Annotated in this window: 12 protein-coding genes; 11 read left to right on the top strand and 1 reads right to left on the bottom strand. The window is 57.0% G+C overall.

Annotated features, from left to right (window positions below):
* Positions 1 to 181: 181 nt before the first annotated feature.
* From murA to garD, 8 genes are all read left to right on the top strand, one after another.
* Positions 182 to 1,462 carry a UDP-N-acetylglucosamine 1-carboxyvinyltransferase gene (murA, locus tag IEW09_RS12960; protein WP_188554639.1) on the top strand — a complete coding sequence of 427 codons (1,281 nt, stop codon included), beginning with the start codon at positions 182 to 184 and terminating at the stop codon, positions 1,460 to 1,462.
* 35 nt (positions 1,463 to 1,497) lie between these two features.
* Positions 1,498 to 1,821, top strand: coding sequence for a hypothetical protein (locus IEW09_RS12955; protein ID WP_188554638.1), 324 nt, complete (start codon positions 1,498 to 1,500; stop codon positions 1,819 to 1,821).
* A gap of 99 nt (positions 1,822 to 1,920) precedes the next feature.
* Positions 1,921 to 2,994 (top strand): LacI family DNA-binding transcriptional regulator, encoded by a 1,074-nt coding sequence (locus tag IEW09_RS12950; protein ID WP_188554637.1) that lies wholly within the window; start codon positions 1,921 to 1,923, stop codon positions 2,992 to 2,994.
* A 108-nt stretch (positions 2,995 to 3,102) separates the two neighbouring features.
* Positions 3,103 to 4,284: an MFS transporter gene (locus IEW09_RS12945; protein ID WP_188554636.1), complete on the top strand. Its 1,182-nt coding sequence runs from the start codon at positions 3,103 to 3,105 to the stop codon at positions 4,282 to 4,284.
* Positions 4,285 to 4,385: 101 nt separating this feature from the next.
* Positions 4,386 to 5,300: a 5-dehydro-4-deoxyglucarate dehydratase gene (kdgD, locus tag IEW09_RS12940; RefSeq protein WP_188554635.1), complete on the top strand. Its 915-nt coding sequence runs from the start codon at positions 4,386 to 4,388 to the stop codon at positions 5,298 to 5,300.
* A 16-nt stretch (positions 5,301 to 5,316) separates the two neighbouring features.
* Positions 5,317 to 6,648 (top strand): MFS transporter, encoded by a 1,332-nt coding sequence (locus IEW09_RS12935; protein WP_188554634.1) that lies wholly within the window; start codon positions 5,317 to 5,319, stop codon positions 6,646 to 6,648.
* A gap of 28 nt (positions 6,649 to 6,676) precedes the next feature.
* Positions 6,677 to 8,032: a glucarate dehydratase gene (gene gudD / locus IEW09_RS12930; protein WP_188554633.1), complete on the top strand. Its 1,356-nt coding sequence runs from the start codon at positions 6,677 to 6,679 to the stop codon at positions 8,030 to 8,032.
* Positions 8,033 to 8,065: 33 nt separating this feature from the next.
* The gene (gene garD / locus IEW09_RS12925) at positions 8,066 to 9,619 is read left to right on the top strand and encodes a galactarate dehydratase (RefSeq protein ID WP_188554632.1); all 1,554 of its coding nucleotides are present in this window, start codon (positions 8,066 to 8,068) and stop codon (positions 9,617 to 9,619) included.
* A 16-nt stretch (positions 9,620 to 9,635) separates the two neighbouring features.
* Here the strand turns inward: garD and IEW09_RS12920 are convergent, their stop codons facing one another.
* Positions 9,636 to 9,950, bottom strand: coding sequence for a Dabb family protein (locus tag IEW09_RS12920; protein ID WP_188554631.1), 315 nt, complete (start codon positions 9,948 to 9,950; stop codon positions 9,636 to 9,638).
* 259 nt (positions 9,951 to 10,209) lie between these two features.
* On the opposite strand from IEW09_RS12920, the gene IEW09_RS12915 reads away from it, so the two are divergent.
* From IEW09_RS12915 to IEW09_RS12905, 3 genes are all read left to right on the top strand, one after another.
* Entirely contained in the window at positions 10,210 to 10,887 is a 678-nt protein-coding gene (locus tag IEW09_RS12915) for a DUF4142 domain-containing protein (RefSeq protein WP_188554630.1), read from the top strand.
* Positions 10,888 to 11,079: 192 nt separating this feature from the next.
* Positions 11,080 to 13,167, top strand: a complete 2,088-nt coding sequence (locus IEW09_RS12910; protein ID WP_229739300.1) for a beta-galactosidase — start codon at positions 11,080 to 11,082, stop codon at positions 13,165 to 13,167.
* A gap of 247 nt (positions 13,168 to 13,414) precedes the next feature.
* Positions 13,415 to 13,612: a hypothetical protein gene (locus tag IEW09_RS12905; RefSeq protein WP_188554629.1), complete on the top strand. Its 198-nt coding sequence runs from the start codon at positions 13,415 to 13,417 to the stop codon at positions 13,610 to 13,612.
* Positions 13,613 to 13,694 lie beyond the last annotated feature (82 nt).

The following is a 13,694-nucleotide window of genomic DNA, read 5'->3' as shown; positions in this document are numbered from 1 at the left end:
TCTACGATAGGATAGCACCGCTCACGCAAGGCAGCAATAAGCAGAACCGCATTTCAGGGGATGGCTGCCGCATTGATTTAATTACACTTGCGGCGACTTCTTCATGGTGCAGCGCAGCTATCCCGGTGCGCGTACCAGCACAGGCACTTATTTCCACGTGAATGCCCCGTAAACTGGCAGGATGGACAAGTTTGTTGTACGCGGCGGAAATCCGCTTCTCGGCACGATTAAAGTCTCCGGAGCGAAGAACTCCGCCCTTCCCTGCATGGCCGCCGCCATCCTCACCGAGGATGAGGTCATCCTTGAAAATATCCCGCAGGTGCGCGATATCGAGACCGAGCGCAAACTGCTGGCCAGCATGGGAGCCGAGGTTGAGCTGGGCTATGGACGAGCGCAGCATCGCACCCGCATTCGCTGCGCTGTGCTGTCGGACCCGGTGGCCAAGTACGAGATCGTCAAGACGATGCGTGCCAGCTCACTGGTGCTGGGCCCGCTGGTCGCCCGCACCGGCATCGCACGTGTCGCTATGCCCGGAGGCTGCGCCATTGGCGGACGGCCTATCGATCTGCACATCAAAGGGCTGGAAGCGATGGGCGCTACCATCACGCAGGAACATGGCTACCTCGAAGCTCGCACCAACAGGCTGAAGGGAGCGCGCATCGTCTTCGACAAGATCACCGTCACAGGAACGGAAGACCTGCTGATGGCAGCCACGCTTGCCGAGGGCGAGACGATCTTCGAGAACTGCGCGAGAGAGCCGGAGGTGACTGACCTTGCCGCGATGCTGGTCGCGATGGGAGCCAAGATCGAGGGGGCCGGGACATCCACGATCCGCGTGCAGGGCGTCTCGAAGCTGCACGGAGCGCGGCACCGCATTAACCCCGACCGTATCGAGGCCGGGACGTTTCTAATTGCCGGAGCGATTACCGGCGGCGATCTTAATGTGGATGGCTGCGAGCCTGCACATCTGAGCGCGTTGATCTACAAGCTGGAGCAGTGCGGCGTTCGCATCGATGTGGGCACGGACCATATCCGCGTCCGCAGCGGTGGTGATCTGAAGGCGGCGGACATCTCGACCGAAGAGTATCCGGGCTTTCCGACCGACATGCAGGCGCAGTACATGGCGCTGGCCACGCAGGCTGAAGGAACGACGATTGTTACGGAGAACATCTTCGAGAACCGCTTTATGCATGTGCAGGAGCTGAACCGCATGGGCGCGAACATCACCGTGCAGGGTCGAACGGCTACGGTGCAGGGCAAGACTCCTCTGCAGTCAGCTGCAGTGATGTGCTCGGACCTGCGAGCTTCGGCGTCGCTGGTGCTGGCGGCGCTGGTAGCGGACGGAGAGACGATCCTCGACCGCGTTTATCACATGGATCGCGGCTACGAGCGGTTGGAAGAGAAGCTGCGTGGTGTAGGAGCGCAGATTCGGCGGATGGGAGACGTCTTCGGCAAGAAGTAGAAGATTTTCGAAATTCGGCTGTGCAAGGTTAATGAATGAAGATCTTTCTGTTTGTCTTTGCTGCAACCGTGTTTGAGGCTGTAGGCGACGCCGTGGTACGGATTGCCCTGAACCACCCTTCGCTGCCGGCGCGGATCGGCCTCTTCGTCGTTGGAGGCACGCTGCTGACGCTCTACGGAACTTCGCTCAACCTTGCGCCGGTAGAGTTTGCTGCCGTGACGGGGATGTATATCGCAACTCTGTTCGTGGTCTTTCAGCTCACCAACTATGTCATCTTTCGGACTGCCCCGACGCCTGCCGTCGTAGTGGGTGGAACCCTGATTGTGACCGGCGGCCTGATCGTCTCGCTTTGGAAGTGACGCTGTCATTGCAGTACCGCAATTCGATATCTCTCGCTGCAACCGGGTTAGAAGGTGTACAAAGGTTGCACAACACGCATACAGGGTCCCTGGAGAACCATGACAGGAAAGAAAAAAACATCCGAGGCCGGCAAACCGGTAACGCTGAAGATCCTTGCGGAGTACCTGGATCTCTCGCCGGCGACCGTCTCCATCGTGCTGAACGATTCGCCGGTAGCAAAGTCGATCTCGACTGCAACGAAGGAGCGGGTACACGCTGCAGCGAAGAAGTTTGAGTATCGCCCCAACCTGCACGCGCGTATGCTGCGAACGAAGGTGACCAACACGGTTGGCCTGATCGTGCCGGAGGTCAGCGAAGGATACTTCACCGGCGTCATGCTGGGCGTGGAACAGTATCTTTTGCAAGAAGGTTTTCTCTACTTCACTGTCAGCCATCTGGGACGGCCGGACCTGATCGAAGAGTATCCGCAGCTGCTGATGAACCGGGCCGTCGATGGCTTTCTGACGGTGAATACAGAGCTGAAGCACAAGGTGCCGCTGCCGATGGTGGGCATCTCGTCGCACAGCAAGACGCCCGGACTCACGAACGTGGTGCTCGACCATAACCGCGCAGCAAAGATGGCGCTGCGTCATCTCTATGATCTGGGCCATCGACGCATCGCGTTTATGAAGGGGTCCAAGTATGTAAGCGATTCGGTGGCGCGGTGGGAGGCGATTTGCAGCATCGCGCAGGAGATCGGCATTACGATCAGGCCGGAGCTTTGCATCAACCTCGAGAAGAACTCGTGGTCGCCGGAGCTGGGCTATCCGCCGGTGCGAGAGCTGCTGACTCGTACCCGCGACTTTACCGCTATCTTCTGCTTCAACGATACGGCTGCGATTGGCGCGATTCGTGCCATCGAGGATGTGGGGTTGAACTGCCCGCGCGATATCTCGGTGATCGGCTTCGACGACATCATCGTTGCCGAATACTACAACCCCCGGCTGACGACGATACGGCAGCCGCTGCACAAGATGGGCTGGACTGCGGCGCAACTGCTGGTCAACCGGATTCAATCGCCGGATGAGCCGTATCCTGACGCGGTGTGGTTTGAGCCGGAGCTGGTGGTGAGAGAATCGACGGCGGGAGTTCGCGAAGATCGCCCGGTGAAGGGACATAAGGCAAAGCATTAGATCTTCTGAACTGCATAACAGACGCGAAATACAGGAGTGCTTCCCTTTCGGCTATGCTCTTGGTCATAATGAGGACGCGAGAACAGCGCATTGCCAGGAACCACACCATTGACCTCGGATGCTTTTGAGACACGGACGAGCACTTTGCGCGTGTTGGGGCCGGTCTTCTTCTATTTCTTTGTAGCGGGCATTGCGACCGTAATGCTGGGGCCGCTGCTGCCGGCGCTGATCGGCCGATGGCATATCCAAGACGCGCAGGCCGGAACTTTGTTCACAACCACCTTTGCAGGCCAGCTTTGCGGAGCATGGTTCGCAACACGCAACCTGCGGGCGAGCATGTTGTATGGCGCGTGCATGAGCGCGGCAGGATGCGCCTTGATGGGCTGGGCCGATTTCAACGCGGCGCACATCGCGTTGTTCTGCGTTGGGCTTGGGTTAGGCGCGGGACTTACTGCAGGAAATGTGATCTCGGGGATAGCGATTCCGTCGGCACGCACCCGTCTGATTGCGCTACTCAACATGACCTGGGGAGCAGGAGCGATCAGCTGCTCGCTGCTGGTGCGTGCCTGCGGGCCGGGTCGAGTACGGCTCTTCTTCTGCGTGCTTGCAAGCTGCCTGGTTCTGGCGGCTGCTTTTGCAATCTTTCTGCCGCGCGATAAAAAACCTGAAGTAGCAGCCACAGGAGGTAACGAAGCGAAGGCAGAGATTCCAATGCCGATGTCACTGTGGCCGCTGCTGATGTTCTCTGCTGCGATGCTGCTGTTCGTAGGAGTAGAGAACGCCCTGGGAGGATGGCTGCCGAGCTACGGCGTACGCGCCAGTTCCGCTCTGCTGGCCTCGTCGATTGCGCTTTATTTCTGGGTGTCGGAGATGACCGGACGTCTGATGTTGGCTGGGCTGATCGAGATGTTCGGCGAGGCTACGCTCTATCGAGGCAGCGTGGTGCTGCTGATAGTGGCAGAGGGCGTGCTGATTGTGGCGAAGCATCTAAGCGCCGGTGGAGTGATAGCGCTCACCATCTTTTGCGGGCTTGCCATTGCACCCGTCTATCCGTTGATTCTCTCATTCTTTTTGGCGCGGACAGGCAATCATCCGCGGCTTGGACGGGTGTTCGCCGCAGCCTCCGTGGGAGGAGCAACCCTGCCCTGGATGACCGGGGTCGTCTCAAGCAGGTTCCATGGGTTGCGAGCGGGGCTTGCAGTGCCAGCCATTGGAACGGTGTTGCTGTTACTGCTGGCCGGCATTATCACCAGTACATCCATCATTCCTTCGAGAGCAACCGAAAGATAAATCGCGAAATCGTCAGTGAAACCATAGCTTGCTTGTTACATCTTCTCTGACTTCTTTATAGTTTTGCGTATGCACCACGCGATCCGCCTTGAAGGAAACCTATGACCCCGATGTCGCCGGAAGAACTTGCAAAGAAGATTGGAGCGGGGCTACTCTCGTTTCCCGTCACTCATTTCACCGATACCTACGCATTTAACGAGGCTCCCTATCGCGAGCATATTGAATGGCTCTTGCAGTACAAGCCGGCGGGGCTGTTCGCAGCGGGAGGCACGGGCGAGTTCTTTTCGCTCAACCTGCAGGAGTTCTCTGCTGTCGTTACTGCCGCAGTGCAACAGACCAATCATCGCGTGCCGGTCGTAGCGGGTTGCGGATATGGCACGGCAATCGCAAAGCAGTTCGCGCAGGCGGCGGAGAGTGCCGGTGCGGATGGAATACTGCTCTTACCTCCGTACCTCGTCAACGCAGAGCCTGCGGGAATCATGGCACACGTAGAGGCGGTCTGCGCTTCCACCAGCCTTGGGGTCATCTTCTACAACCGCGACAACGCGATCATCAACGATGTGACGCTGGCTCGTCTGTGCGAGCGCTGCCCCAACCTTGTCGGCTTCAAGGATGGATACGGCGACATCGAGCTAATGACACGAATCTATGCGCGCATGGGCGACCGGCTCACCTACATCGGCGGTCTGCCGACGGCGGAGACCTTTGCCCTGCCCTATCTGGAGATGGGCGTCACCACTTACTCTTCAGCGATCTTCAACTTTCTTCCGCAGTTCGCGCAGAACTTCTACGCCGCGGTACGCAGGCGCGATCATGCGGAGGTCTTCACGCAGTTGCGCGAATTCGTTCTGCCTTACATCGACATTCGCAATCGGCATAAGGGTTACGCGGTCTCGATCGTCAAAGCCGGAATGCGCGCCATTGGCAGACCCGCAGGTCCCGTCCGCACACCGCTCACCGATCTCGATCAAAACGAGATGGATGCTCTCACCAAACTGATCGCTGGCCGTTCCTAAGCTGAATGGGAGATCGATGAACGCCGGCAAACAGACGCACATACGCTATCTGATCGTATCGATGCTGTTCATCGCCAGCTGCTTCAGCTATGGCGATCGGGTCGCTCTCTCCATCGCAGGCACCGCGATGGAGAGAGAGTTGGCGCTGGACCCAGTAAAGCTCGGCTTTCTGCTGTCGGGCTTCAGCTGGGCTTACGTGCTTGGCCAATTGCCCTCGGGCGGGCTGCTGGACCGCTTCGGATCTAAACGCGTCTACGGCATCAGCATCGTCTGCTGGACGACCTGTGCATTCCTCATCGGCTTCACCGGATATCTCGCGGCAGCGTGGGTCTTCAGCGCGATCTTTATTCTGCGGCTGCTCTCGGGGTTGGCCCAGTCACCGGTCTTTCCCGGCAATGGGCGTATCGTCGCTGCATGGTTTCCGACGGCAGAGCGTGGCGGAGCGTCGGCGATCTTCAATGCGTCGCAGTATTTTGCACTGGTTGCGTTCGCTCCACTCTTCGGATGGCTCACGCACTCCTATGGCTGGAGAAGCTGCTTCTGGTTTATGGGAGTGTTCGGCTTTGTGCTGGCCTTCGTCTGGTGGAAGACCGTCTACAACGTGAAGGACCATCCGCTGATCTCGGAGTCGGAGATCGAGTGCATCGAGCGAGGCGGCGGATTAGTTAACGTCGATCGCGTGGCGGGTGGGAGATCGACTGCCCATGCTCTTACCTGGTCCGGCGTAAAGCAGTTGCTGAGCCAGCGAATGCTGGTCGGAATTTATCTCGGACAGTTTTGCATCACGACGTTGACTTATTTTTTCATCACATGGTTTCCCGTGTACCTGGTGCAAGCGCGACACATGTCCATCCTTCGCGGAGGATTCGCAGCGGCGTTGCCCGCGCTATGCGGCTCTGTGGGTGGCGTGCTTGGCGGGCTGTGCTCGGATGCGCTTCTCCGTCGAGGCCGCTCTCTTACGTTTGCGCGCAAGGCGCCGATCATCGCAGGCATGTTGCTCTCGGTCACGATGATCGCGTGCAACTATACGAATGTGCAGGCAGTCGTGATGTTCCTGATGTCGCTGGCTTTTTTCGGCAAGGGCTTCGGCGCACTGGGCTGGACGGTAATCGCAGACACATCGCCGAAGGAGTTGATCGGACTGAACGGCGGACTCTTCAACCTCTTCGGTAACACGGCCGGCATCACGACGCCGATTGTGATCGGATATCTGGTGAAGAGAACAGGCTCGTTTAACGATGCGCTGATCTTTGTCGGCTTTGCCGCGCTGCTGGCTATCTTTAGCTATCTTGTCATTGTCGGCGAGATCAAGCGGCTCGAGCTGCAACCTCAAGCGTCGTCAAGATAATGCAAAACGATAGATTCGGAGAATAGCGGTGAATTCGGTAGAGACGCCCATCTCGCACAAGGACACTCCCACCATCACGAGCATGCGGGTCATTCCCGTAGCCGGGCATGACAGCATGCTGCTGAACCTGAGCGGAGCGCATGCGCCGTTCTTCACACGCAGCGTTGTGCTGTTGACCGATAGTGCCGGCAACACCGGCGCGGGCGAAGTTCCGGGTGGCGAAAAGATCCGCCGTGTGCTTGAAGAGTCACAAACGTTGGTAGTAGGACAACCGTTAGCTGCGTATAACGCAATTCTGAACACGGTTCGAGAACGCTTTGCCAACTACGATAACGAAGGCCGGGGACTGCAGACCTTCGATCTTCGCACGACGGTCCATGCAGTCACTGCGATCGAATCGGCGTTGCTCGATCTGCTCGGCCAGTTTCTTGAGCTGCCAGTCGCAGCCCTCCTGGGAGAAGGTCAGCAACGTTCAAGCATCGAGGTTCTGGGCTATCTGTTCTTCATTGGTAATAGAAAGAAGACAGATCTTCCCTATCGCAGCGAACCCGATGCAGACGACGAGTGGCTGCGGCTGCGACACGAAGAGGCGTTGACGACCGATGCTGTGCTGCGATTGGCAGAAGCGGCTCAGGCGCGCTATGGATTCAATGACTACAAGCTAAAGGGCGGTGTGCTGGCAGGCGCAGAGGAGATGGAAACCGTTACCGCGCTTGCGGAGCGCTTTCCCGATGCACGCATTACGCTCGATCCGAATGGAGCGTGGTCGCTCGATGAGGCTGTCCGCCTCTGCCAGGGCAAGCAGCATGTGCTGGCATACGCCGAAGACCCGTGCGGCACAGAGAAGGGATTCTCCGGACGCGAGATCATGGCCGAGTTCCGGCGTGCCACTGGTCTCCCCACGGCGACCAACATGATTGCGACTGACTGGCGCGAGTTGAAGCACGCGATTCAGCTCAATGCCATCGACATCCCGCTGGCCGACCCGCACTTCTGGACGATGCAGGGCTCGGTACGCGTAGCGCAGCTATGCCGCGAGTGGGGACTCACGTGGGGATCGCACTCCAATAATCACTTCGATATCTCGCTGGCGATGTTTACGCATGTGGCAGCAGCGGCACCGGGCAAGATTACTGCAATCGATACGCATTGGATCTGGCAGGATGGGCAACGCCTCACAAGGGAGCCTCTGCAAATTGTTGGCGGCAGAATTACTGTGCCGGAGCGTCCCGGACTTGGCATCGAGATCGACATGGAGCAGATCGAGCGCGCCCATGCGCTCTACAATACGATGGAGCTGGGAGCACGGGACGACGCGAAGGCGATGCAGTTTCTTGTTCCGGGCTGGAAGTTCAACCCAAAGCGGCCCTGCCTGGTCTCGTAGACTTTTGGCGGCAACAGCAATATAAGGAACAGCATGCCCAGCGGAAAAAAGTTGCGTCCCCTCTTTGTACAGGTGCACCCACACGACACGGTGGCTATCATCGTGAACGAGGGCGGTCTGCCTGCAGGCACAGAGTTCGATTCAGGGCTGAAGCTGATTGAGGATATTCCGGAAGCGCACAAGGTGGCGCTGGTCGATATGCCGGCAGGAGCGCCCATACTGCGATACGGCTCGGTGATCGGTTACGCAGAGTATCCCATTGCAAGAGGCAGTTGGGTGCATGAGGAGCGGATGCGCCTGCCGGTTGCTCCCTCGCTGGATAACCTTCCTCATGCGACGGCGGTGCCAGCGCCGATGCCACCGATTGAAGGCTACACCTTCGATGGCTTCGTCAATGATGACGGATCGGTAGGCACAAAAAATATTCTTGGCATCACAACTACTGTTCAATGCGTCGCTGCGACCGTCGACTTTGCTGTCAAGCGCATCAAGGCTGAGATCTTGCCGCGTTATCCCAACGTCGATGACGTTATCGCGTTGACCCACAACTATGGATGCGGCGTCGCCATTGATGCCCCTGGCGCTGAGATTCCTATTCGTACACTGCGCAACCTCAGCTTGAACCCTAATCTGGGCGGCGCTCCCATGGTTGTTAGTCTGGGATGCGAGAAGCTGCAGCCAGTGCGGCTATTGCCGAACAGCACTCTACCTATACTGGCAGCAGAGCCCTATGTCGTTCGCATGCAGGACGAAGAGCACCATAGCTTCGGCGACATGGTGGCTTCCATTATGCAGTTAGCGGAGAAACGACTTGCGGAGCTCAATCGAAGAACACGAGTGACGCGACCTGCCTCCGATCTCGTTGTTGGGCTGCAATGCGGTGGGAGCGATGCGTTTTCCGGCGTCACAGCAAACCCCGCTGTGGGCTACGCATCCGATCTGCTGGTTCGTGCTGGAGCCACAGTCATGTTCTCTGAAGTGACCGAGGTTCGCGATGCGATTCATCTGCTGACGGCACGCGCTGCGGATGAACAGGTGGCGCGCGATCTCGTCCGCGAGATGGCATGGTATGACGCCTATCTCGACCGTGGAGGAGTAGATCGCAGCGCCAACCCTACTCCCGGAAATAAAAAGGGAGGATTGACTAACATTGTCGAGAAGGCGCTGGGCTCGACAGCTAAGGCCGGCACCAGCGCTATTGCGGGCGTCTTCGGTCCGGGTGAGCGAGTTACAAAAAAGGGATTGATCTTCGCTGCCACTCCGGCCAGCGACTTCATCTGCGGAACGTTGCAACTCGCCGCTTCCATGAACATGCATGTATTTACGACCGGGCGCGGCACTCCCTATGGTCTTGCGATGTGCCCTGTAATCAAGGTAGCGTCGCGTTCCGCCCTAGCAGAGCGATGGTCTGATCTCATCGACCTCGACGCAGGCAGTATCGCAACCGGCGATGCCACCATTGAGCAGGTCGGCACTCAACTCTTCCAACTGATTCTTGATGTGGCCAGCGGGCGCAAGCAGACACGTGCAGATCAATGGGGGCTGCATAACGATCTTGCGCTCTTCAATCCTGCTCCGGTGACTTAACGTGACGAATCGAATTTCAGCCTCTGTATGCCTCAGTTGAGGAGGCAGCATCAAAATCCAGCTCCAGAGGTGAAATCATCGGCATCAGCCACTCGCCCAGGGCCTGATGAACGAGATGCGGAAAGTACGCCTCCAACGCAGCCTTATCGACAAACTTCATCACGCCGCCAAACGCGTAATCCTGTCCTCGGGGCGAGACGTTGGTGCCGACATGCGTCTCAAGCAGACCCGGGATCTTGCCCTGCAGCGCGAGGATTTCCTTCTGAACGTGCTTCTTCTGCTCTTCGGTGATTCCTTCTACCCAGCGAAACGCAAACGCGTGAATATACATGTGATTGAATCCTCTGTATCCGAGCGCATGGCGCTGCGGCTTGAATATTTGCCTGTCTTGCCTTCAAAAATATCACCTTGCGCAGACGCACGGCGCGATGGAGTTCTCCTTATTTGCTTCTTCATCTTCTACTTATCAATAGGCAACCGAAAGACACTTCGATGCACCCTATTTAATGCGACCTGTAAGGTGTGGATCGCGAACGGAACATTCTTATTTTCAGGAATGACTTTTCGAATCCCTATTCAGGAGCTCAATCATGAGAACAAGTTGTCGGGCAATCAGCAGGTTGATGCACAGCCTTCCTGTGCTTCTCACAGGTGCGGCGCTTCTCAGCGTTCCCTGCGCCATCGCGCAGATGTCTCCTGGGGGCGGCCAACAACAGTCATCTCCGACCCAGCAGACGACACCGGGAACCCAGCCGGGAATGCAGCCCGGATCAGCGATGAATCAGGCGACCACCAGCAATCAGGACCCGAACGGGCCTGCAGCCATGATGGACAAAGCATTTGTTCGCGAGGCCCTTCAAGGCGGAATGGCCGAGGTTCAGATGGGGCAACTCGCCCTGCAAAAGAGCAGCAATCCGGATGTAAAGCAGTTTGCGCAGAAGATGGTCGATGACCATACCAAACTTGGCGATGCGATGAAACAAGTCGCTCAACAGATGAACGTCAAACCGCCGTCCTCACTGTCGGGCAAAGATAAATCGACGGTGTCCAAGCTTAGCGCGCTAAACAGCGACGAGTTTGACAAGGCCTACATCCAAAACATGGTGAAAGACCATAAGCAAGATGAGAAAGAATTCAAGCAGGAAGCGCAGAATACCTCGAACCCTGCGCTGAAGAGCCTTGTCTCTCAAGGTGGGCAGATGATCGACCAACATTTGCAGATGATCGAGCAGATCGCCCAGAAGAATAACGTCGTTGCCTCAAAGTAAAACATGCTGAACATCCGCAAATGGGCGCTACTAGTAGCGCCCATTTTTATTGTCTGCAAACTCGCTATACCTCCCCGGTAGATGAATGACTTCTTGCTTCGCACCGTACACAGCGAATTGCGATTAGTATGGGTTCGTCAGCATTGATGCGAATTTTGGCCTCCGCGCACAGCTGGCTCCTCCGGAGAAAATATGATGCAGACGATTCGCAAACTCCTTCCACTTGCCTTTGTAACGCTTTTCATCTTCTCTGCCCTGAGCACGCACGCTCAGGCACAACCGCAATCTCAGCCCGACGCACAACCGCCGATTTATCTTGGCACCGCATGGTATCCGGAGCAATGGCCTGAATCGCGTTGGGACGCCGATCTCACGCTGATGCAGCAGGCCGGAATTCGCTTTGTGCGCATCACAGAGTTTGCGTGGTCGTCGATTGAGCCTGAGGAAGGCGTGTACAAGTTCGACTGGGTGGACCATGCCATCGCCGACGCTGCGAAGCACCACATTTTTGTCGTGCTGGGAACACCTACGGCTGCTCCTCCTGCGTGGTTGACGCAGAAGTATCCGGAGACGCTGCGCATCAAGGAAGACGGGCGGCCAGACGAGCATGGCAACCGCGAGCAGTTCAATTGGGCCAATCCAAAGTATCGCGAACTGTGCCGCGGTATTGCCGAGAAGATGGCACAACGCTATGGTCACAACCCCAATGTCATTGGCTGGCAGATCGACAACGAGTACGCAGCGGAGTCGTATGGTCCCGATGTGCAAAAGCAATTTCAGGACTGGCTGAAGGCACGCTACGGAACACTCGATAACTTGAATGAGCGCTGGACGACCGCCTACTGGAGTGAGACCTATTCGGACTGGTCTCAGATTCCCATCGAAGAAAAGTACGGCAATCCTGGCCTTCTACTCAGTTGGAAGAGATTTGTCTCGGACACCTACAGGAGCTACCAGAAAAATCAGCTCGATGTGATTCGCGCCAACAGCGACGCACGGCAATTCATCACGACGAATATGATGGGCTGGTTCGATGGCTACGATCACTACACGGTATCGCAGGACCTCGATCTTGCATCGTGGGATGACTATGTTGGACGCGGTCATCTCGATCCGTATCGCAATGGCGCAGCGCATGATCTGACGCGAGGATTTCTGCGCAAGAACTTCTGGGTAATGGAGACACAGCCCGGCTTTGTAAACTGGGCTCCCGTAAACAGTATGCTCGATAAGGGCGAGGTTCGCGCGATGGCGTGGCACGATGTCGGTCATGGCGCGGATGCGGTGAGCTACTGGCAGTGGCGTTCTGACCTGAATGGTCAGGAAGAGCTGCATGGCACGCTGCTCGGTGCCGATGGAACGCCGGTTCCGGTCTACTCCGAAGTTGCGCAGATCGGGAAAGAGTTTGCCAAGGCCGGTCCGGCGCTGGCCGGAACCAGCGTTCATTCGCAGGTTGCAATTCTTCACTCCTATGACAGTCGATGGGCCATTAACTGGCAGCGGCACAATCAGGCATTCGATCCAGTCACGCAGATTGTGAGCTACTACAAGCCTCTGCGCGAGGTCGCACAGTCGATCGACATCGTTCCGCCAACGACACGGCTCGATAGCTACAAGCTTGTTGTTGCGCCGGGGCTTGAGGTGATCTCAAAGGCCGAAGCCGAAAACCTGATCGCCTATGTAAAAAACGGCGGGCATCTTGTTCTGGGACAGCGCAGCGGGATGAAGAACGAAGACAACGGGCTGTGGCCGGAGCGCGAGCCCGGCCCGCTGGCCCAACTGCTCGGAGGGAGGGTAGATCAGTTCTACGCAATCGACGACAAACCTGAGGACACGGTTCCTGTAAACGGAGTATGGGGTGACACCACCTCGAAGATATGGGCGGAACAACTTAGCGTCTCAGCACCGGATACGAAGGTGCTGATGCGCTATGGCAAGAGCAATGGCTGGCTCGACGGCCAGCCCGCCGCCATTACTCGTAAGGTGGGCAAAGGCCAGATCACCTATATCGGCGCATGGATGGATGAGGCGACGATGCTGAAGGCTGCAAAGTGGATGGCGGAGACCAGCGGGGTTACAGCGGCGTTTGGGCCTGTACCTGCCGGTGTCGATGTCTATCCGCGCGAGGGAGATGGGAAGAAGGTCTTCATCCTCGTCAACTTCAATAAAGCAACGCAAACCGTCACTCTGCCCGCTGAGATGCGTGACGTGCTTCATGACAAAGAGGTACACACCGTATCGCTCGATCACTATGGGGTGGCCGTGCTGCAAGCAAAATAAATCTAACCGCATGAGCAAAGAGGAGCCGGGGCTATGGCATCCGGCTCCTTTTGCTACTTACCGATCCGTACAGACCTGGGTTTGGGGCGGTAAGTAAGACGAATGCGGCTGGCCCGGAGTGTTAGTCTTTCTTTGATTTTGCAAGCGCAAACTGATCACGAAGCTGAATAAAACCGATAACGACAACCGCAAGCAGGGATGGGATAAACAAGAGGTACATAATGCCTCCTACTGATGAACATGCGACTTGAAGCGAGTCCCTGCTATGCCGATCGTGGTGGCCTGCGAGCATCTCTACTACCGCGATCGGCATAACTTTGCTGCAACGACATACCACCGGCCCTACGAAGATATTTGCTGCTTATACCTGAAGCGTGGCTTGCACTTTGTTGCGCGGTTCTCCTCGGCTCACCACGAAGGCAAGCTGCTAAAGACCAATGATTAAGATCTTGTGCGCCCCTGGATGCAGGCGATCAGATCGAATATGTGTGTACGGGATAGATGAAAGCAAGTAAGTTGCCAAACAG

It is taken from the genome of Edaphobacter dinghuensis, from assembly GCF_014640335.1.
GTDB lineage: Bacteria > Acidobacteriota > Terriglobia > Terriglobales > Acidobacteriaceae > Edaphobacter > Edaphobacter dinghuensis.
The sequence above is the reverse complement of the archived record's forward strand: the minus strand, read 5'-3'. Positions and strand labels throughout refer to the sequence as shown.